Below are 22,492 nucleotides of genomic sequence, written 5' to 3'. Positions count from 1 at the left end.
TCCGTCAGTGTGGGAGCATTTGCCATAATGAGAACCTTATGCGGTGTGGGAAATGGCATGTCCTCTTGCTGCTGCTTGTGTTCGGCAGCGCGTGGGCACAAAGCGGTCGGCGCCTTCCGGTCGAGAAGCCCAAAGAGACGAAGGAGCCGGATGAGGCGGCGGTGACGTTGGAGACGACCGAAGTGGTCGTCCCGGTGACCGTGCGCGACCGATATGGGCGCTTGATCCGAGGCCTCAGCCGCTACGATTTCACCCTCTACGAAGATGGCGTGCGGCAGGAGATCACGGATTTTACTGTCGGCACGGTGCCGGTGAACGTCGTGCTGCTCATTGACATTTCGGGAAGTGTCGCCACTGAGATCAACGACATCCGCCTCGCCGCGTTGGCGTTTCTCAATGCCCTGGGACCGAAGGATCGCGTCGCGATCATTCGCTTCAACCATAAGGTCGAGGAAGTGCTCGATTGGGAGACCGATAAGCTGCGTCTGCAGCGCGCGCTCTTTCAATTGCCGGCGGTCGGGAACACGGCCTTCTACAAAGCCCTCTATGTGGCGGCGAACAAGTTGAAGGCGGTCGAAGGCCGACGCGCGATCCTGCTCTTCACAGATGGGGTGGATACCTACGATGGACCGGATCAGAAAACATTCGACGAAGCTCTGGAGGCCGTGCGGCGAGCCGAGGCCATCGTCTACGTGATCAGCAAGACGAAGGCCATTCGCGCCTTCTTGAAAGGCGAGCGTTCGCCCTTCATCCTACGGCCGCTCGATCCGAACGATTTCTACGTTCGGCTCTACCTGCAGGTGCTCGATCAAGCGGAAGAGCAACTCATCGCGTTGGCGGAGAAGACGGGCGGACGAATCTACTTCCCCTTGGAGCAATCCGAGCTGAAAGAGGCTTATGCGCAGATCGCCGAAGAGTTGAGCACGCAATACATCTTGCGCTATACGCCGAAGAACACGACTCGCGACGGGCGCTTCCGACGCATTCGCGTGATGACGGGGAATCCGGCTTACATCGCGATCGCGCGAGAGGGGTATTATGCTCCGAACCAGTAGCATGCTCGATTTCGCTGTGGAGACGGCCCGCGAAGCCGGTGCGCTGTTGCGCGATCACTTCGGTCGCACCGTAGATGTGAACTACAAGTCGAGTCCGATTGATCTGGTGACCGAGGTGGATTTGCTCTCGGAGTCGCTCATCAAGGAGCGGATTGCGGCGCATTATCCGCGACATGCGATCCTGGCGGAGGAGAGCGGCCATCAGGGGGGGACTTCCGAATACCGCTGGCTCATTGATCCTCTGGATGGGACGACCAACTACGCGCACGGGTATCCGTTTTTCTGCGTCGCATTGGCCCTGGAGTATCAAGGGGAGATCGTGCTGGGCGTCGTTTACGATCCGCTGCGCGAGGAACTCTTCGTCGCTGAGCGCGGAGCGGGGGCGACGCTCAATGGCCGCCCGATTCGCGTCTCGCGCACGGAGACCTTGGCCCAGGGATTGCTCGCAACTGGGTTTCCGTATACCATTCGGAGCCAGCCCGATGAAAGCCTGGCGTATTTCGCCCGCTTCGTGAAGACAGCCCAAGCGATCCGACGCGATGGATCGGCCGTCTTGGACCTCTGCTATCTGGCCTGCGGGCGTTTCGATGGCTTTTGGGAGTTAGGATTGAAGCCTTGGGATATGGCGGCGGGGGCCCTGATGGTCGAGGAAGCCGGAGGGCGCGTCACCCGCTTCGATGGGAGCCCATTCCGGCTCTACGAGCCCGAAATCCTAGCCAGTAATGGGCGCATCCACGACGAGATGATCGCCGTTCTCATTGGAGCGTGAGGGAGGGCGATGGCGACGACGACGCGCGTGTGTTCTCTCTGTCAACGGGAGATCACGATCTCCGTGCCCGAGCGGAACCCCACTGAGGACCTTCAGCTTCTCTCGCGTGCTGAGATCGCTTGTGCGGAGTGCGTGCGACGGCTCGGGCAGCATCCCGACGATCGGTACGTCGTGCTGCTTGGGGCCTATTATCGTAAGCTCGGCAATGTCCACGTGAAGATCGCTCCCGTCGGCGCCTTTCATGGGTGATGAAGCCCAGGAGGGGGAGAAAAAAAGCTCTTGCTGAGACTGAGGAGTTGGGATATATTTTACGGGCGCACTTGGGGCTGCGGAGACTTCATCTCAGGGAGGAAGCCATGAGGAAGGGACTTGCCGGTGTAGTGATGGGTGGAGTTTCGATGGTCCTGGGGATGGCTTCGGTCCTACCTTCCGTCATTATTCTTCTCATGGTCGCGTTGGGCTTGACGCCGATGGTTCTCAATGTCGGGACTTTTGCCGGAGCGATTCTTCTCGCTCTTCTGGCGCCCATGTTGAGTCCTCAGCAGATCATCCTCCTCGCCTTCTGAGAGAGGCGCGCATGGTTCATCGGTGTCGCACGCGGATGCGACCGGAATGAGTTCGGAGTTTGAGGAGGGCGCTTCCCGTCTCAGCGATTCCTTGCAGATGCGAGGACGTTCGTGAGCGCGTTTGTAAGCGAATGCCTTCGGTTTCAATGCGTCCCTCGTGAGTCGAGGCATCGAGGGTGAATGAGCTTTGTCCCGGGAGGGCGATCTCGATCGTCCCCGTGCCCGAGTAGAAGCTGTAGGTGCCGCGCTCGTGGAGGCTCCCGGAGAACATGATGCGTCCTGTCGTCACACTCATGGCATCAATGCTCGGGGACGAGACGTCCGCAAGCTCGATGTCACCCTCCATCGTCGAGAGCTTCATGTGACCGCGTACACCATGGACGCGAATCTTCCCGCCAATCGTTGAAGCTTCAATCGCGCAATCAGGGGGGACCTTCACCTCCAAGTCCACGGCGTCAGGACCGGTCGCGCGACGCTTCTGGACTTTCACGGTTAAGACATCATTGGAGAAGTGGATGTCCACACGCGCGGTCGCAGACGTCGTCGTTATCGCGAGTTGAATCTCCTGACGCGTCCACGCTTGTATCGCGACGTTCCCTCGGAGCGAGGTGTTCACAAGTACGACGCTGGGGGTCGAACCAACGGGGAACGTCCGCACCACGGGCTGGGACCGTGCGGATCCTACGCGCGCTTGGGCGAGAATCAGAGCGGGAAGCGCACAGAGCAATCCAAGAAGGCCAGCCTTCAGAACGGCGATCTTCCATGTGCCGATCTGCCGTCTCATCTTTTTTGTATGGCGCGTGACGGCTCACGCTATAGCTCGGAGAACCGCTTCAGCAGCTCGAGTTTGGCTTTCAGAGCGCCGAGATAGAGTTCCCGAAGGACGATGTTCCCTGGATCCCGTTCGAGGCCCTGACGACAATGCGCCAAAGAGCGTTCGACCGTCTCCAAGGCGCGCCGGAAGCAGGCTTCGGTCTCCGCATCCCAGAACGGCCGCCGCCGCTGGATCTGACGCTCCAACGCCTCGATGCGCTGTTGCACGATCTCGCTCTCCACGGCGGGCTTATAAACGAGGATGAGGCCAGTCGGTTGAACCTCCAAGAGCGGGGGAGCGAGAGCGCCCCACTGGGAGGGAGTCGAAATATGCGCCTCTTGAGATTCTGGCGCGGGAGAACGAAATCGCAGAAGCGTCCCCGCCAACACGATGATTGCGGCAGCGGCCGCGGCGGCGAAAACCGATCGCGCCCACCATCGCCGAATCCCCATTGGGAGGCCGGACGGTTCCGCCCGTGTCTCGGCTGCGATCGCTGCCGCGATCCGCTCCCATAGCTGAGGACTTGGCTCGTATTCGGGCAGCTCACGACTAAGTTGATGAATGTAGAGCAGATCTTCGCAAATCGTCCGGCAGCTTTCACATTCTCGCAGATGCCGTTCCAGATCGAGCCGTTCGCGCCCCGAGAGCCCACCATCAATGTAGTCGGAGAGCCGATCTTGATACTTCGCGCAGGACATCATTCATCTCCCTCCTGTAGGAGACGTCGCAGTTTTAACCGCGCCTTGTGAAGTTGTGATTTCGAAGTGCCCGCGCTACAGCCGAGCATGGCGGCGATCTCCTCGTGCTCGTACCCTTCGACATCGTGCAAGAGAAACACCATCCGATACCCAGGGGGCAAACGTCGAATGGCTTGTTCCAACGCAATGCGGTCGAGAATCGGCAAGGGGCGGTGGCAAGCGGGTTCACTCACCTCTCCCTCTTCGGGCGTCTCTTCCAGTCGAACTCCTTGCTTGCGCCAGTGCATGAGCACCTGATTCACCGCGAGACGATACAACCAGGTCGTGAAGGCCGCTTCTCCGCGAAACGTCCCGATTTTGCGAAACACTTGTAGAAACACTTCCTGCGTCACATCCTCAGCATCCGTCGCATTTCCCAACATCCTCAAACACAGCGAGTACACGCGACGCCGGTGCAGCTCATACAATCGCTCAAAAGCCGCAACGTCCCCCGCTGCCGATTGGGCCGCGAGTTCGAGATCGGTGAAGCTGTCTGCCGTCTTCGTGATCATCGTTTCGCAGCTCATCGCATCGCAGCACACGCATCCCGATCTCGCCTACTGCGATGCCTTGTCCCCCCATGTCGTTGCTTGCACATTATAAACCGGTTTCTTCGAAAGCCAAAGGGCGCTTCGTGACATCGTTCCTTTGGGGCTTCCTCGATGGGCTGTGTCGCTGAAATGGGGGAAGGTGTAATCGCATTTCTCGATGGGGGGAGAGAGGGGGGAATAGAAAGTCGTTGCCTTTCGATGGCCAGATAAGTATAATGAGCCGTTCAGCTTGCTGGGAATTGGCTCGGAGGTTGTGAGATCGGCGGCCGTGTAGAGGGAGAGCCCACCTGGGGAGACCGACCTATGAGATACACAGACGCGCTTGAAGGCGGGATTCATGCTTTTGAGGAGAAGGAGACCCCGACGTTTGAAGAAGATGCCTTTCGAGAGCTGTTGGGCTCGCCGCGTGCGCTTTCAGAGCTTGAGGAGGAGAGCGAGCTGATCCCGTGGGCGGGGGAGGAGAGATTCTCGGAGCCGGAGGAGGAGTTGACCGTGCTTGAGTCGGAAGAAGGAGGGATGGATTCCCTTCGGCTCTATTTCCGAGAGATGAGTGCGGTTCCGCTACTCACGCGGGAGGATGAGGTTCGGCTCGCGCGGCAGATCGAGCGTGGACGGAATCGCGTACTCAAGGCGCTGTTTCGGATCCCGTTCGTCGTTCAGCGAATCCTCGCATTGCGGGAAGAGTTGAGACAAGGGCGGCCGCTCTCCGACGTAGTCGTTCTGACTGAGTTAGGGGGAGGGGAGGGAGAAGAGGAACAGGCTGAGCGCATGTTCGCCCGAGTTCTGGGATGGCTTGATGAGGTGGCGCGTCTTCAAGAGCGTGCCCTTCGGCTGGAGAGGCGAATTCAGCATCGGATGTCGAGACGAGTGAGGCGGTGGTCGAAAGCGCCATGGGCATGGGCCCGCGCGCGCGTAGAGCTGGGACGATTTCTGCGGGGAGCGGGATCGGAGCGGATCGGTCGCGTGGAATTCACGATGCGATTTCTCCAATCGCTGATCGAGGTCGTGCAAGAGGCGGCTCATGCGCTCGGGCAGGCGGCCGCTTCCGTGCGCGCATTGGAGGAAGCCGTGCAACGGACGCGCTCGCGCGCGCGTCGGACGATGCTGCAGAGACGCCTTCGCGAAGCGCGACGGCATTTGCGCGCGCTCGAAGCGCGCTATGGCCTCTCGGGGCGCGAACTCGCGCGCCTTTGCGAGCGCATCGAGCGCGGAGAGCGCGAGGCTGAGGAAGCACGCCGGCGGATGATCGAGGCGAATTTGCGCTTGGTCGTCTCGATCGCCAAGCGGCATATGAATCGAGGCTTGCCCTTCCTCGATCTCATCCAAGAGGGGAACATTGGATTGATGCGAGCCGTTGAGAAGTTCGACTGGCGACGCGGGTACAAATTCTCCACCTATGCGACATGGTGGATTCGGCAAGCGATGACGCGCGCGATTGCCGAGCAGGCGCGCACGATTCGCCTCCCGGTCCATATGATCGAAGCCCTCCATCGCATGGCGCGCGCGTCGCGGCAATTGGTGCAAGAGTTAGGACGAGAGCCGACCCCAGAGGAAGTCGCCACGCGCTTGGGCGTGTCGGTGACCAAGGTCACGCATATGCTCCGGGTGGCGCAGGAGCCGATCTCGCTGGAGACCCCGATCGGAGATGACGAGGGGACCAACCTCGGGCATTTCATCGAGGATAAGACGATCAAGAGCCCGCTCGAGAGCGTCCTTGTGGCCGATCGCTGGCGGGTGACCGAGGAGGCTTTGCGCCTGCTGAATGAGCGCGAAGCGACGATCTTGCGGATGCGCTTCGGGCTTCCCCCGTACGATCAGGAATACACTCTGGAGGAGATCGGTCAAAAGCTCCGCGTCACCCGCGAACGCATTCGGCAGATCGAAGCCAAAGCCATCAAGAAGCTCCGCCATCCGTCGCGAGCGCAGGCGTTGCGTTCGTTCGCGAGCCCGTGAGCGCGCCTTGGCCTTTTGAGCTTCGGAGAGGCGTTATCCCCCCGTGCTCGCGCGCGGGCGTCGTCTCAGGCCTTGCCCTTCAGTTCTTCGAGTCCGTGCGATGCGCTACAATTGTGCCGGTGTTCTTCCCGATGCGTGGGACCTTGGGGAGAAATCGTCCATGAGGAGGAGATGGGGATGGAACTCTTGGTGGAGAGTTTGACGAAGCTGCTTGCCGCGGCGGTCCTCGGCGGGCTCGTCGGACTGGAACGCGAATTGAGTCACAAACCGGCTGGCTTGCGGACGAACATGCTGATTTGCATAGGGGCCGCGCTTCTGATGATCCTTTCGCTGCTGGTGGCCAATGAGGGCGGAAGAAGTGGGGATCCCGGACGCATCGCCGCGCAGGTGGTGACTGGGATCGGATTCCTCGGGGCCGGGGCGATCGTTCACAGTCGTGGCGCCGTAGTCGGGTTGACCACTGGAGCCACGATCTTCACCGTGGCGGCGATTGGTCTGGCCATTGGCGGGGGATACTATTTGCCCGCTTTATTGGCGACGGCGATCGTTATCCTCTCGCTCTTCGTGTTGGGTCGGATCGAGAAACGCATGCTTGCCAGTACGCGTTCCGTCTACGAATATCATCTGGAGACCAGCGACGCGCCGACGGCGCTAGCGCGGCTGACGGAGATCTTGCGCGCGCACGGTGTGGAGATGGAGGGAGCATCGTTCGAGAAGACGAATGCGGGCATGGCCATTCGGTTCGTGCTCTCGGTTCCCCCTGAGGTGAACGAACGATTGCTGCCCGAATTGCTCTCGGTCCCCGGCCGTTTGCGCATGGAGATTCCGCGGGAGCTTTGACGATGTCATCGGCGCGCACGCTCTATGTAGCCGACTGGGTGGTGCCCATTGCGCGGCCGCCTTTTCGTCGAGGAGGGATCGCGGTCGAAGGAGAGCGCATCGTGGCTGTCGGGAGCGAGGCGGAGTTGCGCGCGCGGTTCCCCGAGGCGGCCGTGCGCGATTTCGGAGAGGCGGCGCTGCTGCCCGGATTGGTGAACGTCCATGCGCATTTGGAGCTGACGGTCTTTCGAGGGATGTTGGAGGACCTCTCATTCGTGAGGTGGCTCGCGGCGCTCACGCGATTGCGGGAAGGATTGTCCGTGGAAGAAGTGCGGGAGAGCGCGCGGGCGGGTGTTCTCGAAGCTATTCGCAGCGGACAGACGACGATTGTTGATGTCGGTGCCACGGGAGTTGGATTCGAGGCCTTGTGCGAGAGTGGGGCGCGCGGCCTCTTCTTTCAAGAAGTCTTCGGCCTGCGTCCCGAAGACGCGGAGGAGGGGATGCGGGGATTGAGTGAGCGCCTTCAGCAGATGCGCGCGCATTCATGTGCGTCCGAGCGCGTGCGTCTCGGCATCTCCCCTCATGCGCCGTATACGGTCTCGGCGCCGCTCTTTCGTCGAGCGGTGGAGTATGCGCGCGCCAATTCCCTGCCGTTATGCATCCACATCGCGGAGTCTCGGGCCGAGGTGGAGTTCGTGCGATATGGGCGGGGAGAGTTCGCCCAGATTTACGAACGGCGTGGTCTCTCGTGGCGCGCCCCGGGAATCTCGCCGATCCAATATCTGCACGATCTGGGTGTACTCGCCGCGCGTCCCCTGCTGGTTCACGGCGTGTACGTAGACGGCGATGACATCGCGCTCATCGCGCAAAGTGGCGCAGCCATCGCCCATTGCCCGAAGTCGAATGCGAAGCTCGGGCATGGCGTGGCGCCGCTCCCGGAATGGTTGCGCGCGGGGATCGCCGTGGGGTTGGGGACTGACAGCGTTGCGAGCAACAACGCGTGTGATCTCCTGGAGGAAGCGCGGTTCGGGCTGCTCATGCAGCGAGCGAATCGGGCGTCCCCGACCCTATTGAGTGCGGAGGCGATGCTGCGGCTCCTGACGCTTGGAGGCGCGCGCGCCCTCTCACTGGAGTCGCGTATTGGCTCGCTCGAGCCCGGCAAGGAAGCCGATTTCATCGCCGTGGATCTCTCGGGAGCGCACGTGCAACCGGTAGATGATCCCGTCGCGGCCATCGTTTTCTCCGCGCGAGGGAGCGACGTGCGCTTCACGGCCGTCGGCGGACGCGTGCTCTTCGATGGCGTCTCGGTCACGACGCTCGATGAAGAACGCGTGCGCGCGCGTCTTCAAGAGATTCGAGCCCGCGCGCGTCACCGCCAAGCACTCATGGGGGATTGATTCCCGAAGGGATGGGTTGCTAAAGTGAAGAAGCACTCGGTTGAACTCAGGGCGAGGAAAATGCGTCGAAAGGAGGAGAGCGATGAAGTTCTTCCTAGACACGGCCAATCTCGCGGAGATTCGCGAGGCGGTCTCCTGGGGGGTCATTGATGGCGTGACGACGAATCCGAGCCTCATTGCAAAGGAGGGGGCTCCGGACCCACGCGCTCACATTCGCGAGATTTGCGAGCTGGTATCGGGTCCGGTGAGCGCTGAAGTGGTCAGTACGACGGCGGCGGAGATGATCGCCGAGGCACGCGAGCTGGCGCGCATTCATCCGAACGTCATGGTGAAGATCCCGTGCTTGGTGGAAGGGCTCAAAGCCATTCGCGTCCTCTCGCAGGAGGGGATCGCGATCAACACGACGCTCGTCTTCACCGTGCCGCAGGCGATCTTGGCCGCGAAGGCGGGGGCGACTGTCGTCAGCCCATTCGTCGGGCGGTTGGACGACATCGGCCATTCAGGCATGGAGCTGATCGAGCAGATTCGCGAGGTCTTCGATAACTACGAGTTCGAGACCCGCATCCTGGTCGCCAGCATTCGCCACCCTATGCACGTCGTGCAAGCGGCGCTCATCGGCGCGGACATCGTCACCTTGCCCTTCAAGGTCCTGGAGCAACTCATCAAGCATCCGCTCACAGATATTGGTCTGGAGCGATTCCTGAAGGATTGGGAGCGCGCGTACAAGCCCGTTGGATCAGAAGGGCCGCGAAGTGGGTGATTCCACGACGCGAGCGAACCACAGCGCACGCCTTTCCGGAGTCATGCGCGGGACGGATCCAGGGGAGCGCCGCGAGGATTGATGGTCTTTCACCGGCGCACGGGGCGGTAATCCTCACCCTCGATTTCGACAACGCGGCACATCTCGTGTAGGCGAGAGCGCAAGCGCTCGCCCACGCGGTCGGTGAGCGTCTCCTTCGTGGAGCTGGTTGATTTGTCCAGGAAATTCGAGGTGAAGATCGTGATCCGCTTCTGGTTGTAGCGCGTGTTGATGATCTGCGTCATCGTATCTTGCACCCATTCGGTCGGCTTCGCGGCGCCGAGTTCATCGAGGACTAAGACTTCGGCTTCATAGATGGGGGCCAGGATCCGCAGCTCGCTCGTTTGCGAGATGGGATTGTAGCTGTCCTGGATCTCTTTCAAGAGATCGCGAAAGTCGTAGAAGAGGCAGGGGACCAATTTCTGCCGGATCAGGTCCTTGATCGTCGCCACGGCAAGATGCGTCTTCCCGACGCCGCACGGACCGATGATCAAAAGCCCTCGATCCACGTTGGGATAATCCTCGACCAGACGCTGACAGATATACACGGCGGCCCGCTGCGTGTTGTTTCGGATCTCGTAGTTGTGGAACCCACATTCGGCGTATCGTGGGGGAATACGTGCCGCCTGCAGGAGGCGTTCAGCCACTCGTTGGGGATCCTGTCGGCATCGGCAGCGTCGGACCGTTCGCTCGGCCACGTACTCCCAGCCCGTATCGTGGCAGTAGGAACACGCCACCGTCCACGCGGTCTTCTTTTCCGACGTCGTCGGCATAGGAGCGCCGCTATTATAGTCAGTCGAGTGCCAAAGTGCAATCGTGCGGCTATTCGTATCCCCGACCCCGGTCGCCTTCGATCCGGAGGGAACACGAGACGATCCTCGAACGCTCGTCGCGCTCGCGCGCACGCTGCCCCTCATCCACAAACGTGGCCCTCGTCAGCCGGAAAAATCGGATGGGATGGACGCCGCGAAGGCGGGGAGCACTGCGCTGATGAGATGGGGCACCCAGAAGGAAGCAGGGGGCCGAATGGGCCAGGGCGCGCCCGCGTGCTCACGGAGTGTCGAATGTCGCCGCGTGGCTGCGTGGAGTTGAACAACTTAATGGAGGATTCAAGGGGGGCGAGAGCCCCCCTTCCGATGCTCACTGGGCCAGCTTCTCGATCTGCTCGCGAGTGAGTGGTTTGGCGTAGAGCATCTGCATCTTGTCAGCTCCTGACTTGAGGAAGACCCACTTCGTGGGATCAGTGGTCGTCGCCCTCGGATCGCCCGTGTAGTCTACGAAATCGAAGCGCAGTGCCCGTTGCCAATCCGGAGGAACGGGGATGACTCCACTGGGCCCGATGAGTCTCCTCTCTCGCTCATCCCACCGCGTCACGGTGATCTGTCCCGTCCGAGCGTATTCGGTGATTGCCGCATTGGCGTGACATTCACGGCAAGAGCGTCCTCTCGTCACAATATTGTGCGCACGATATGGCGCGATGGCGACGAAGGACTTCCCTTGGTAGGTCAGCGCCATGATTGTCGCGGGATAGATCTTCCCTGATCCTTGTCGTCGAACCAGGAGCGTGAAACCGCGCAGGACGCCATAAGGACGTTTGACGCCGGCTGCGACTTCGCTTTCAAAGTGGCAATTGTAACAGGAGATGACCGATTGCGCGTGGCACGCCGTGCAATCCACCGTCTCGCGATGGAGGTTGTGGCTGGTCGTCGCCGAGATCGTCTTATGGCACGTCTCGCAGGAAACATCCATGGCGCCAGGTTCCAACCAAGAGAGGTAGATATTCCCATCGCCGTGCATTTCTCGCTTGGTATGGCAGTTTCGGCACGTGAAGCCCAGCTCTCGATGCACGTCCGTGTACCGAAACGTCGTGATCTCCGTCGCCTGCCGACGGTGGCACTTGAGGCACGTCTCCTGACTCACTTGATCACCAACGCGGACATGGCAATCCGAACAATCCGGTCGGTATGTCGCGGTGTCGATCGGCGTCCCATCGGCCCGAGTGCCGGGGTGACATTTCAAGCACGTCAGCTGGTCTATGGGGATTCCCGTGAGCGCCTCGAAACCCTCGTTGTACTTACTGTACCACGTCTGCTTCCCGCGTCGCGTGCCGTGCAGGCTAGTCGCGAAGGTCTCAGTGATCGTCGGCCCCTGGCTCGTTGTCTCCTGAGCTGGGGACGAATGAGCTGGGGTCTTAACGGCGAAGTAAATTCCAGTAGAGGCGAGGAAGAGGGTTACGACAACGAGTTGGAATCTGCGCGTAGTCCTCTTGCGCATAGTCAACCTCCTTGCCGGTTGGTGATACAGCCGACCACGGCAATAGCAAATGCCATGCCATCATCACGGGTGACCTCGGAAGTTCGCTGTAGTCAATTGGTTGTGGAAATGCGCCGAGGCTTGGTGCAGGGGCGCGCTGGGGAAAAATCCGCGTCTCAAGGGGAAAAATGCACGGAGGTGACCGAAGCCCAAGAGGCGCTGCCGTAGCGCTACAACCGCAATCGGCAGCGCCTCCCTTGCTGCTCGGAAGAGGTGGTGATAAGATGATTGCCTCGCCATTAACGCGGTGAGGAGTGAGAGCGCATGAGCGACAAAGAGGGTGAGGTCACGTTCAAGGTCACGGATCGTCGCCTCTTCAATCCGGATGGGACGCTGCGCGCAGAGATTGTGGAACAAGAGCAGACGAGCACGCCGACGACGGCGCCTCTGGTAGAAGAAGCTACACCTTCGCCCCCGGCGATCGAGACATCGCCACTCTTTGTGGAATTGCTCGTGAATCTCATCTCCTCGGCGGAGATCAATCTGGGGATGTTGGAACATCCGGCTCTGGGGAAGCGGATCGTGGATTTGTCGGCCGCAAAGCAAATGATTGACTGGTTGGGGGCGTTGCGCGAGAAGACGCGCGGCAATCTCTCGCGCGAGGAGGAAGAGTTGTTCGATGGAGCGCTCACGCAGCTCCGCATGCGCTTCGTGCAATTGGCGAATCGGCAACCCAGGGAGCGCGAGGCTGGCGCTTAATAGCGCATCGCGCCTGCGGGGAGAAGGCGATCTCGCCCGTTCGGCCTTTTGGTGGGCGGCACAGACTCCACATCGCGGTCCAGGAGAGTCGTCCTCACTTCATCTGGTGAGCGATTGGTTCGACATGCGATGAAAATCATCCGCGATCTCTGGCAGGAAGCCATCGCGCGCCCCACGGTGGTGACATTCGGCGTCTTCGACGGGGTTCATCTCGGACATCAGCGGATTTTGCGCACCGTCGTCGCGCGGGCGCAAGCGCTTGAAGCGACGCCGACAGTCATTACTTTCGATCCACATCCCCGACACGTCTTGCGTCCGGAGACAGCGCCTCCGCTTTTACAAACGCTCGAGCAGCGATTGGAAGCCTTCGCGGAGTTAGGCATCGAACAGGTCGTCATCATGCGCTTCACCCGAGAAGTGGCGGCTGTTTCGGCCGAAGAGTTTCTGCTGACGTATGTCTTCGGGCGATTAGACGCGCGCGAGTTGTACCTAGGAAAGGGAGCAGCCTTTGGACGCGATCGGCAAGGACGGATCGAGCTGGCGCAAGAGATCGCGGCGCGATTGGGGCGACGGGCGGTGGAGATCGAAGAGGTCACCTTGCGCGGACATCGAGTTCGGGCGACGGTGATTCGGCGATTGCTGCGGGCAGGGCGAGTGAATCTCGCCCGACGGCTTCTCGGGCGTCCGTATGAGATTCGCGGCCGGATTGTCTCAGGATCAGGCCGAGGACGCGAGATCCTGGTCCCCACGGCGAATCTCAATGCCGAGAATCCCATCCTTCCGGCGACAGGTGTCTATGTTACCCTCGTGCGCTTCGCCGATCGTTGGTATCCGGGAGTGACCAATATCGGCCATCGCCCGACGTTCGGTGGCGATCCGCATGTGAGCATCGAGACGCATCTTCTGGATTGGGAGGGGGAGGTGCTCGGAGCCTCGGCGGCGTTGCGTTTCCTTCGCCGATTGCGGTCGGAACAGCGTTTCGAGAGCGCGGATGCTCTGCGGATTCAGATCGAGCGGGACATCGCGCGCGCGCGCCGATATTTCGCGCATCCTCGTGTTCGTGCCTTACTCGGCGAGACCCCGGAGCGAATTGACGCTCCATCGGGGGGATGGTACTCTTAGAAACTTCGCGGCGAGGGGGAGAGACACATATGGCAATTCGCCGAGTCATTCTCGCGAAGCCGCGCGGATTTTGCGCTGGCGTCGTGCGCGCCATTGGCATCGTCGAGCGCGCGCTCGCACTGTTCCCCCCGCCCATTTATGTCTTTCACGAGATCGTCCACAATCGGCACATCGTCGAACGTCTCCGTCAGCGCGGCGTCGTCTTCGTGGATCGGATCGCCGACGTGCCTGAAGGAGCGACGTGCATCTTCAGCGCCCATGGCGTCTCGCCTCAAGTTCGCGCCGAGGCCGCAGCACGAAAGCTGCGAGTCATTGATGCGACATGCCCATTAGTGACGAAGGTGCATCTGGAAGCCGTGCGCTTCGCCCGCGAGGGGTATACGATTGTGCTCATCGGGCATCCCGGACATGAGGAGGTCGAGGGGACGATGGGCGAGGCACCGATGCATCTGGTCAGCTCTGTCGCCGATGTGGAGCAGTTGCCGATGGAGAGTCCGGAGCGCATCGTCTACCTCACGCAGACGACGCTCAGTGTGGACGATACGGCGCATATCGTCGAGGCTCTGCGACGACGATTCCCCCATTTGGAAGCTCCGCCGAAAGACGACATCTGCTACGCCACGCAAAATCGGCAGAATGCCGTGAAAGCTTTGGCCCGCGAGGCGGATCTCATCCTCGTGATCGGTTCACAAAACAGCTCCAACTCGCAGCGATTGCGTGAGGTCGCACAAGCAGCGGGCGTCCCCGCGTACGTGATCAACGATGAGACGGAGATCCAGCAGGAATGGCTGGACGGTGCCACAACCGTTGGCGTGACGGCCGGAGCATCCGCTCCCGAAGAATTGGTCGAGCGCGTGGTCGCCTATCTTCGCGCGCTCGGGGCGGAGAGCGTCGAGGAGATGCCGGCTGAAGACGAGAACGTGTATTTTGCACTCCCCATGGAAATCGTGCGCCCCGCAGATCTGCTCGGCAAAAACCCGTGAACCAGCGTTTGAACCGATATGGCGAAAAAAGCCGTTGTCCTCTTGAGCGGGGGAATTGATTCGACGACGACGCTGGCGATCGCTCGGGCGGAAGGGTATGAGACGTATGCCCTCTCCTTCGACTATGGCCAACGGCATCGCGTGGAGCTGGAACGGGCGCAGGAGATCGCGCGAGTCTTCCAAGTGGCGAAGCATTTGATCATCCGAATTGACATGCATGAGATCGGCGGCTCGGCCCTCACCGATCCGACTGTGGCCGTGCCGAAGGATCGAGCAGCGGAGGAGATCGGAGCGGGAATTCCCGTGACCTATGTTCCGGCGCGGAACACAATCTTCCTCGCCTTCGCGCTCGCCTGGGCGGAGGTGCTCGGAGCTGAGGACATCTTCTTCGGAGCGAACGTCCTCGATTACAGCGGCTATCCCGATTGTCGTCCTGAATACCTGCGGGCGTTTGAGGAAATGGCTCGCCTTGCCACGCGAGCGGGCGTGGAAGGCCGAGCGCGATTTCGCATTCAGGCTCCGCTGCTTCGACTGACTAAAGCTGAGATCATTCGGCGCGGACACGAGCTGGGCGTGGACTACGGCCTCACCTGGAGCTGCTATGATCCGGTTGAGCGCGAGGGAGGGGTCCTCGCCTGCGGACGATGCGATAGCTGTCACATCCGACGTCGGGGTTTCGCCGAGGCGGGAATAGCAGATCCTCTGCGTTATGTGAGCTGAGGCGCAGAACAAGGCTAGCTCGAAGGCAGACAGGGGGCGTCCCTTCGGCTGGCGGACATTCACATAGGAGGTGAAGGGACGTATGCGGGTGAAGGGAGTTGGCCTTCTGCTCTTCTTCTCGCTCATTCGGGGAAGCGCCTGGGCGCAATCCGAAAGCGAGATCACGCTGCCGACGCTGGGACGCACGGAGTGGCTGATGCTTTGGGCTGTCCTGGCCTCCGCCCTGCTCGCCCTGTTGTTTGGCGCTTCCTTGGTTCGGCGAATACTCCGGCAGGATCCGGGACCGGAGGAGATGATCCGCGTCGCTCGGGCGATCGAAGAAGGAGCGATGGCTTATCTCGGCCGGCAGTTCCGCACGATGATTTGGTTCGTATTAGCGATTACCGTCCTGCTCTTCGTCGTGTACCGGAAGGTTTATCCGGATTGGAGATTCCCGGCGGGCATCGCGATCGCCTTCTTAATGGGCGTAATGGCTTCCTATGGCGCCGGCTATGTCGGAATGTGGCTGGCCGTGAAAGGGAACGTGCGCACGGCGAATCTCGCGCGCTCGAGTTTCCCCCGCGCGTTCGAACTCGCCTTTCGGGCGGGAGCCGTGTCGGGGATGTTCACTGTCGGCTTCGGGTTGCTCGGCGCGACGATCATCTTCTTGCTCTTTCAGGAAGAAGCGATGAAGGTGCTTGTGGGCTTTGGTTTCGGCGGCAGTCTCGCCGCACTCTTCATGCGCATCGGCGGCGGGATTTATACGAAGGCAGCTGATGTGGGAGCGGATCTGATCGGAAAAGTGGAAAAGGGCATCCCCGAGGACGATCCGCGCAATGCCGCGGTCATCGCCGATAATGTGGGCGACAACGTAGGAGACTGCGCGGGAATGGCGGCTGATGTCTTCGAGAGCTACGAGGTGACGTTGGTCGCCGCCATTATTCTCGCTGCTGCTACGCTCTTGGATCCGTCGTTCACGCAGTATTATGGAGAGCACGCCTCGGCGTTTGCCTTGAAGCTGGTCTTGTTCCCGTTGCTCGTGCGTGCCCTCGGGGTCTTCTCGTCCATGCTTGGCATTTGGAGCGTGCGCATGCGGAGCGGAGCAGTGAAAGATCCCATGCGCCCGATCACAGTGGGATATTGGGTCTCGGGACTCAGCTCGGTCGTGGGATTCGCTCTGCTGAATGTCTTTTACCTCGTGGATCCGGTGACGGGGCGGCCCGATTTTCGCTTCTTCCTGGCCACGAGCATGGGGATCGCGCTGGCTCTGGTGACGCTCTGGATCACTAATGTCTTCACGCATCCGGACAAGTCGGCGGCGACCGAAACGGCGATCTCCACACGGACTGGGGCGGCGACGATGCTCCTGACGGGCATGGGCGCAGGATTGGAGAGCACCGTATGGGCGATCCTGGCAATCGTGGGGACGATCGTGGCTTCGCTCCTGATCTTCGCTGGAAGTCCAGCTCTGGCTGCTTACGGGATCGCGCTCGCGGGACTCGGGCTTCTGACGACGACGGGATTCATCCTGGCCATGGATACCTACGGGCCGATCACTGATAACGCGCAGGGCATCTTCGAGATGTCCGGCATCAAGGCGGCTCCCGAAGTGGGGCGGAATCTCGCTTGGCTCGATGCCATTGGCAATACGACGAAAGCGCTCACCAAAGGGTTGGCCATCGCGACGGCGGTGATCGCGGCCGTCTCCCTGTTCAGATCATTCGTTGACGAGGCGCGGTTGCTCGAGAGGGGGATTCAGGTGAATCTGCCAGAGGTCTTCGCTGGCCTCTTGATCGGAGGCGCAGTGCCCTTCCTCTTCTCCGCCTTCGCGTTGAAGGCCGTTGGACGAGCGGCGCATCAGGTCGTCGAGGAGGTGCGTCGCCAGTTTCGCGAGAAGCCGGGCATCCTGGAGTGGAAGGAGAAGCCCGACTACGGGCGATGTGTGGAGATCGTGACGGCGACGGCCCAGAAAGAGCTAATCGGGCCGGGCGTGCTCGGCATCTTTGCTCCGATTCTTGTCGCCTTTGCGCTGGGTCCGGGAGCGCTCGGGGGATTCCTGGTCGGAGCGATCTTGACCGGACAGTTGCTCGCCGTTTTCATGGCGAATACGGGAGCGACGTGGGATAACGCGAAGAAGAAGATCGAGGACGGGTTTCTCGGCGGTAAAGGGACTGAAGCGCATAAGGCGGCCATCATTGGGGACACCGTCGGCGATCCCTTCAAGGATACGGCCGGACCATCACTCAATCCTTTGATCAAGGTGATGAACTTGGTGAGCATCCTCGTGGCCCCGTTCGCGACACGCCCGCTTACATGGATGGCTCGGGGAGGCATCATCGTCGCGTGCTTGGTCATGCTGGGAATGGCCGTCGCCTTCAGCAAGCGCGGATCGCTCGCGGAGGCGCTCCAGCAAGAGGTGTGGGCATCCGAAGGGAGTCGGCGAATGTAAGCCTCATCTGGAAGCGGAAAGGGAGATCTAACACCCGTCGTCTACCCTCCGCTTTGCCCTTCGGCCTTGTTCGGCTTGGAACCACGCTAGAAGATCCCACTCCTCCGCTTCTTCGAGCAGACGCCGATGTTCCGAGTCCCAATCCCGTGGCAAGCTCCCGAAGATCGGCCGGCTGCGGCGCCATCGAAAGAAGGCATAGTAGAGGATCCAAACCAGGATCCATAATGGCCCCACGATTCGAGCGATCTTGTGGGTCCAGAGCACGAGCGCGACCATCCCTCCGGTGCCGAGGAGGCCTAGCAGGCCCAAGAGGGGAATTCTCGTCTCCTTCACACGTGCGTTGAGAGGGACCATATAGGGACGCGGAACATGTGGCTCTCGAATCCGTAAGGCCAGCAGAGCCAGAGAGCTCAAGAAATAAGCCAGCATCGCCCCAAACGCGTACATGTTCGCCATCGTCTCCATCGCTTTGTGACCGCTGAGGAAGGCAAAGAGGGCTTCAACCATGGCGACCCCCGAAAAGAAAAGGATTGCGCGAGTGGGCGTTCGAAACCGCGGATGCACATGGGCGAGGCGTTCTCCGATGAGTCCTAACTCGGCCATACTGAAGGCCAATCGACTTGCTCCCATGATCCCCGTATTGGCTGAGATCAGAACAATCGTCGCCGCCAAAACGGCCGCGAGGGGGCCGGCGAGGAATCCGACAAGCGGGAGTTTGCTCGCCAGCAGCGCAACCGGATCTCCTTCGCGTGCAGCAATCTCCGACCAGGGAGCGATGCCGAGCGCGACCGTGGGAAATGCCAGGGCGAACAGGAGCACGACTCCGATCAATGTGAGCGAGGTTCGGGGAATTACCGTCCCCGGACGAACGGTCTCCTGAGCGGCTTGAGAAATTGACTCCAGGCCGACATAAGAGATCACCGCGATCGAAACGCCATAGAGCAAATCATGCCATGCGGGGAATTCCATTCTCCATTGATGCAGGAAGAATTCCGGTCGCCACGCGAAGGTGAAGCCCAGAACGATGATGCTCGTCTCCATCAGGAGATCGAGCGCGCCGAGGACCTCATTGAAGAGCGAGGATTCGCGGATTCCCTTGACATTGAGGATCGCCAGGAGCGCAATCAGTCCTGTCGTTTCAGCCAACCAAACGAGATTGACCTCCGAGAAAGGACCGAGCGACACCGAGAATTCGCGGAAGCGGGGAAAGAAAAAGTTGATGTATCCGGCCGAGGCCATGGCGAAGAGCGCAACGTCCACCGTATAGTCGAGCATCAGAGCGGCACCGGCAACCAAGCCCCAAAAATCACCGAGCCCGCGTAAGGTGAAATATTGGCCCCCTCCGGCCGAAGGATAGGTCGCCGCCAGTTCCGTGTACGCCAGACCGACCATCACGTAGACCACACCGGCGATGGCGAAGGCCAACGGTGTGGCCCCTTGGGCTGCCGCCATAACGAGGCCGAGAGCAACATAGACATCAGCCCCGACGTCGGCATACCCCCAGGTAAAGGAGCCCCACAGCGTCACTTCCCGCCGAAGGCGTGGCCGCTGAGATAGCATCTGCAAATCATCCATCGCATCCTCCTTCGCAGCTTTAAGTCACGCGCGGTCTGAATCAGATGCACGCGATGATCCAAGGAATCATCTCTCTGACTTGATTTCCACGTAGAGTGTTCAGCCTCATCTTCACCGAACCGTCAGTTTACTGACTTCACTGCGGATGGTGGATAGCATCATCCCGCTGCGACTGAGAGCCAAAAAACCAATGATCCATAGGGGAATCGTCAGAACGACGAACGCCACCACGGAGAAGCCGGCGGCCAGCGTCTTTTCCACCCCGAAGAGAGTGAGACCCACGACGGTGAAAAACTGATACGTCCCAACGTTGGCCGGCGCGTTGGGGACCGCCGTTCCGAGATGGACGATCAACAACACGACGAACCCAACCCAGAATGACAAGGGTAATCCATAGGCCCGCATGATCAGCCAGAACGCGAACGCTTGTAGGGTGAGGAACAGCAGGGACAGGCCGAAAGCTAGATAAACGAAGCGCGAGGTGCCGATGGCTTGAAGTCCGCTGACCAGATGGTCAGTAAATGACTTGATGATCTGCGGGGATCTCCAGCTGCCTGACGATCGAATGGTTGCTTCGGTAGGTGCCTTGGGCTTACGAAAGACGGCATAGACGAAGAGACCGGTGGCGATTAATACGACGACGCCCAAGATGTCAGCAGCTTCGATTAGATCTTTGGGCAACGGAACGAACAAGGCTGTCAGCCCAATGGCGCCGCCCAGCCATACACCGTCGAATAATCGCTCCACCGCCATCGAGGGAAGAATCGCCACAAATCGCGCCGAGATCCAACGGGAGATCAAATAGGCTCGGACCAGTTCACCAAAACGCATGGGCAGGACCTCGTTCGTGAACAAGCCGGCGTAAATCGCCTGAGTGGCTCGCAACACGGATACATCGCCGACGGGCTTGAGCAGGAGCTGCCACCGCCAACCCTGGCACACGTAACTCAGGATGTCGAACACGATGGCCAGCGCCACCCACCCCCAGTTAATGGCGACGATGTGATCCAGCAGCCTCTCGACATGAACATCATGGAACACCCACACCAAACACGCGGCTGCAACAAGGCAACCAAAGATCGCTTTGGTCAACCATGAAGCTCGTTTAGTTGGTTGAGCATCGGACAAATTCAACGAGCTGTCTTGTTGACCCATTCCAATCCCTCGCGGAGCGCGTTGAAAAATCCTTCGGTGTTGCCGTCAAACCGATGGTTTCGGGCTTCGATCAATTGAAATCGTTTCGGCTCTCTAGCGACGGAAAATAACCGTTTTCCCGCTTCCGGCGAAATGTACTCATCTCGGCTCGACTGGAGCATCAGAAGGGGCAGAGGAGACACAGCCGGCAGGTAGTCGGCGGTGAAAAACTTCGGCTCGTTGGGATCTCTCTTGGTGATGTAGGTCAGATTGTCGATCCATCGCCAGCCGAGGACATTGGATTCCGTCAGGCCGATGGTGATGAGACCGTTGAAGATCTTCTTGTTTTCCGGAGATGCTGCCGCCAGCACGCACAATCCGGCTCCTTCCGACCATCCCACCAGCGTGATGCGTTCACTTCCGTTGCGCATGATCCATTGGGCGAGTTGCCGAAAGTCATTCATCACATCCGTTTCCTTCAATCGAGTCTTTCCCGTGAAGCTCATCAGATATCGCTTGGTGTTCAATCCGTAGACATCATATCCCCAAGAAGCCATCGTCTGCGCGATGACGACGGCGAATCCCCGCCATCCGCCGTCGCCGGGAGCAAACAAGATTTTGCGATCGAGGCGCGTTCCGGTCGCCGGATAGAAATAGATTTCTTGTGCTTGGCCGCGAATGATCGGCGTGTTTTCCCCCGGCGCGGGAGTTTGCTCCCAAATGGGCACGAGCAAAAGCAGCATCACGCAGAAAAGTCGAAGGGGACTATTCATACTGCCTCTCCTTGCCATTCAGTTCCGAGAGCCTGCTTAAAGCCACGGCCAACTTCGGCAGATCAAGCGTGTTACGATAGACGGCGTAGCGAGGCTCCCAGAAGCTGGCGAACTTCGCTTTGTAACGTCGTAATCCTTCGTAGCTGAAGAGAAAATTCAAATGCTGGAAAAAATAGTGGACGGCCCGCTCTTCCAGCGAGGCGTCTTCTTTTTCCTGGAAACCGGACATCGGGGCCATGCCTAAATTGAAGCGCTCGAATCCTCCCTCCTTGCTGTGCAGGAAGAGCTTGACAAAGAGATAGTCCATAATCCCGTTCGGCGATTTCAACCGATGTCTCATAAGATCAATGGTTGCTTCTCCGGCGCGATAGGAAGGAATAATGTTGACGAATGCAAGGTTCCGACCGTCTTTGTCGGCTGCTGCAAACAGGGGCGTGGATCGGATGTAATTCGGCTCGAACCTCCCCAGTGTGAATCCTCGCTCTCGACGGCCCGGGATTTGTAGCCATTCATCGGAAACCTCCTTGGCCTGCATAAGAACCTCCTCCGAAATCGGCGGTTCATAGTAGACGGTGTGGACACCCAACTTCTCCAGTTGATTTAAGGTGTGTCGGAACTTCTTCATCGTCTTTCCTTCGAGACTGAATTGCGTGAGATCAACGATGGCGTCATCGCCGATTTTGAGTTTTTTGAACCCCAGGCGTTTGTAGACAGGCAAAAAATCGGGCAAAGTTTGGTAGAAGGCCAGTCCCCAATCATTGTCCTGGCACAATTCGTGAAATCGCCGGATGATATCCTCAATCTCTTCGTCGGGACCCACCGGGTCACCGAGCACGACGGCGAAATTGCCGGCCACTCGATAAGCCAGAAAGGATCGGCGCGATGGCGAAAAGAAAAACGATTTATCCGGCCACAGTTTGAAGTAATCCAGCGACGAACGCCCATGCATGGCCAGGATCTGACGTGCCCATTCGCGTTCCTGGGGTAGTGTGCGAAATTGATAGATGACCGGTCGGAACAGCGCAAACCCGCCATACCCGATGGCCGTGATGGTCATCAAGTAGAGGGAGTCAATGAACCAATGAGCATAATGCGTGCGCGGTACAATGTGGGGGTCGCCCATCAAAGAGAGGAATAGCAGAGTTCGCCGGATGGAATCGCCTAGGGTGAAGTTGATACCGAACTCTCTCTGATCCAGCAGCCAGAACCCCGCCACTCCATAGCCCAATGCGACCAGAACGGCGATGCCCATGCGAAGGAGTCCCGAGCGAAAATCCGGAATGCT

General features: G+C 59.8%; 22 protein-coding genes. 13 read left to right on the top strand and 9 right to left on the bottom strand.

The annotated features are described in order from the left end of the window. The first annotated feature begins 38 nt into the window (after positions 1 to 38). From NZ746_05860 to NZ746_05845, 4 genes are all read left to right on the top strand, one after another. The gene (locus NZ746_05860) at positions 39 to 1,055 is read left to right on the top strand and encodes a VWA domain-containing protein (GenBank protein ID MCS6816889.1); all 1,017 of its coding nucleotides are present in this window, start codon (positions 39 to 41) and stop codon (positions 1,053 to 1,055) included. Next, complete coding sequence (locus tag NZ746_05855; protein ID MCS6816888.1) at positions 1,039 to 1,824, top strand: inositol monophosphatase; 786 nt, start codon at positions 1,039 to 1,041, stop codon at positions 1,822 to 1,824. Before NZ746_05860 ends, NZ746_05855 begins: the two co-directional genes overlap by 17 nt. 9 nt (positions 1,825 to 1,833) lie before the next feature. Next, positions 1,834 to 2,073 carry a hypothetical protein gene (locus NZ746_05850; GenBank protein ID MCS6816887.1) on the top strand — a complete coding sequence of 80 codons (240 nt, stop codon included), beginning with the start codon at positions 1,834 to 1,836 and terminating at the stop codon, positions 2,071 to 2,073. Between the two features lie 107 nt (positions 2,074 to 2,180). Next, a complete protein-coding gene (locus NZ746_05845; GenBank protein MCS6816886.1) occupies positions 2,181 to 2,390 on the top strand; it encodes a hypothetical protein in 210 nt (69 codons plus the stop codon). 16 nt (positions 2,391 to 2,406) lie between these two features. Here the strand turns inward: NZ746_05845 and NZ746_05840 are convergent, their stop codons facing one another. The 3 genes from NZ746_05840 to NZ746_05830 are packed head-to-tail and all read right to left on the bottom strand — an operon-like array spanning position 2,407 to position 4,453. Further along, positions 2,407 to 3,174 carry a DUF4097 domain-containing protein gene (locus tag NZ746_05840; protein ID MCS6816885.1) on the bottom strand — a complete coding sequence of 256 codons (768 nt, stop codon included), beginning with the start codon at positions 3,172 to 3,174 and terminating at the stop codon, positions 2,407 to 2,409. Between the two features lie 29 nt (positions 3,175 to 3,203). After that, positions 3,204 to 3,902, bottom strand: a complete 699-nt coding sequence (locus tag NZ746_05835; GenBank protein MCS6816884.1) for a zf-HC2 domain-containing protein — start codon at positions 3,900 to 3,902, stop codon at positions 3,204 to 3,206. After that, the gene (locus NZ746_05830; protein MCS6816883.1) at positions 3,902 to 4,453 is read right to left on the bottom strand and encodes an RNA polymerase sigma factor; all 552 of its coding nucleotides are present in this window, start codon (positions 4,451 to 4,453) and stop codon (positions 3,902 to 3,904) included. Before NZ746_05830 ends, NZ746_05835 begins: the two co-directional genes overlap by 1 nt. A gap of 342 nt (positions 4,454 to 4,795) precedes the next feature. Between NZ746_05830 and rpoD the strand changes: the two genes are divergently transcribed. From rpoD to fsa, 4 genes are all read left to right on the top strand, one after another. Then, positions 4,796 to 6,445, top strand: coding sequence for an RNA polymerase sigma factor RpoD (rpoD, locus tag NZ746_05825; GenBank protein ID MCS6816882.1), 1,650 nt, complete (start codon positions 4,796 to 4,798; stop codon positions 6,443 to 6,445). A 171-nt stretch (positions 6,446 to 6,616) separates the two neighbouring features. After that, positions 6,617 to 7,285, top strand: a complete 669-nt coding sequence (locus NZ746_05820; protein MCS6816881.1) for an MgtC/SapB family protein — start codon at positions 6,617 to 6,619, stop codon at positions 7,283 to 7,285. A 2-nt stretch (positions 7,286 to 7,287) separates the two neighbouring features. Beyond that, a complete protein-coding gene (locus NZ746_05815; protein MCS6816880.1) occupies positions 7,288 to 8,661 on the top strand; it encodes an amidohydrolase family protein in 1,374 nt (457 codons plus the stop codon). Between the two features lie 82 nt (positions 8,662 to 8,743). Continuing rightward, positions 8,744 to 9,421, top strand: a complete 678-nt coding sequence (fsa, locus tag NZ746_05810; GenBank protein MCS6816879.1) for a fructose-6-phosphate aldolase — start codon at positions 8,744 to 8,746, stop codon at positions 9,419 to 9,421. An 89-nt stretch (positions 9,422 to 9,510) separates the two neighbouring features. Here the strand turns inward: fsa and NZ746_05805 are convergent, their stop codons facing one another. Together NZ746_05805 and NZ746_05800 are read right to left on the bottom strand one after the other, a co-directional pair. After that, positions 9,511 to 10,233 carry an ATP-binding protein gene (locus tag NZ746_05805; GenBank protein MCS6816878.1) on the bottom strand — a complete coding sequence of 241 codons (723 nt, stop codon included), beginning with the start codon at positions 10,231 to 10,233 and terminating at the stop codon, positions 9,511 to 9,513. 367 nt (positions 10,234 to 10,600) lie between these two features. Next, positions 10,601 to 11,734 (bottom strand): cytochrome c3 family protein, encoded by a 1,134-nt coding sequence (locus tag NZ746_05800; GenBank protein MCS6816877.1) that lies wholly within the window; start codon positions 11,732 to 11,734, stop codon positions 10,601 to 10,603. A 303-nt stretch (positions 11,735 to 12,037) separates the two neighbouring features. Between NZ746_05800 and NZ746_05795 the strand changes: the two genes are divergently transcribed. The 5 genes from NZ746_05795 to NZ746_05775 all read left to right on the top strand — a co-directional run bounded on the left by NZ746_05795 (position 12,038) and on the right by NZ746_05775 (position 17,725). Further along, the gene (locus tag NZ746_05795; GenBank protein MCS6816876.1) at positions 12,038 to 12,472 is read left to right on the top strand and encodes a DUF1844 domain-containing protein; all 435 of its coding nucleotides are present in this window, start codon (positions 12,038 to 12,040) and stop codon (positions 12,470 to 12,472) included. A 129-nt stretch (positions 12,473 to 12,601) separates the two neighbouring features. Next, the gene (gene ribF / locus NZ746_05790) at positions 12,602 to 13,594 is read left to right on the top strand and encodes a riboflavin biosynthesis protein RibF (GenBank protein ID MCS6816875.1); all 993 of its coding nucleotides are present in this window, start codon (positions 12,602 to 12,604) and stop codon (positions 13,592 to 13,594) included. Between the two features lie 29 nt (positions 13,595 to 13,623). Further along, complete coding sequence (ispH, locus tag NZ746_05785) at positions 13,624 to 14,577, top strand: 4-hydroxy-3-methylbut-2-enyl diphosphate reductase (protein MCS6816874.1); 954 nt, start codon at positions 13,624 to 13,626, stop codon at positions 14,575 to 14,577. A gap of 18 nt (positions 14,578 to 14,595) precedes the next feature. Then, positions 14,596 to 15,297 (top strand): 7-cyano-7-deazaguanine synthase QueC, encoded by a 702-nt coding sequence (queC, locus tag NZ746_05780; protein ID MCS6816873.1) that lies wholly within the window; start codon positions 14,596 to 14,598, stop codon positions 15,295 to 15,297. Positions 15,298 to 15,379: 82 nt separating this feature from the next. Next, entirely contained in the window at positions 15,380 to 17,725 is a 2,346-nt protein-coding gene (locus NZ746_05775) for a sodium-translocating pyrophosphatase (protein ID MCS6816872.1), read from the top strand. A 27-nt stretch (positions 17,726 to 17,752) separates the two neighbouring features. On the opposite strand, the gene NZ746_05770 is transcribed toward NZ746_05775, so the two are convergent. From NZ746_05770 to NZ746_05755, 4 genes are all read right to left on the bottom strand, one after another. Next, positions 17,753 to 19,300: an APC family permease gene (locus tag NZ746_05770; GenBank protein MCS6816871.1), complete on the bottom strand. Its 1,548-nt coding sequence runs from the start codon at positions 19,298 to 19,300 to the stop codon at positions 17,753 to 17,755. 111 nt (positions 19,301 to 19,411) lie between these two features. Continuing rightward, complete coding sequence (locus NZ746_05765) at positions 19,412 to 20,455, bottom strand: flippase-like domain-containing protein (GenBank protein MCS6816870.1); 1,044 nt, start codon at positions 20,453 to 20,455, stop codon at positions 19,412 to 19,414. After that, positions 20,431 to 21,207, bottom strand: coding sequence for a hypothetical protein (locus NZ746_05760; GenBank protein MCS6816869.1), 777 nt, complete (start codon positions 21,205 to 21,207; stop codon positions 20,431 to 20,433). Before NZ746_05760 ends, NZ746_05765 begins: the two co-directional genes overlap by 25 nt. Next, positions 21,200 to 22,492 (bottom strand): phosphatidylglycerol lysyltransferase domain-containing protein (locus NZ746_05755; GenBank protein MCS6816868.1); only part of this gene is annotated, 1,293 nt, incomplete at its 5' end. The genes NZ746_05760 and NZ746_05755, both read right to left, overlap by 8 nt.

The organism is Blastocatellia bacterium (assembly GCA_025055075.1).
GTDB lineage: Bacteria > Acidobacteriota > Blastocatellia > HR10 > HR10 > HR10.
Note: the sequence above shows the minus strand (reverse complement) of the source record. Positions and strands in the feature narration are given on the sequence as shown.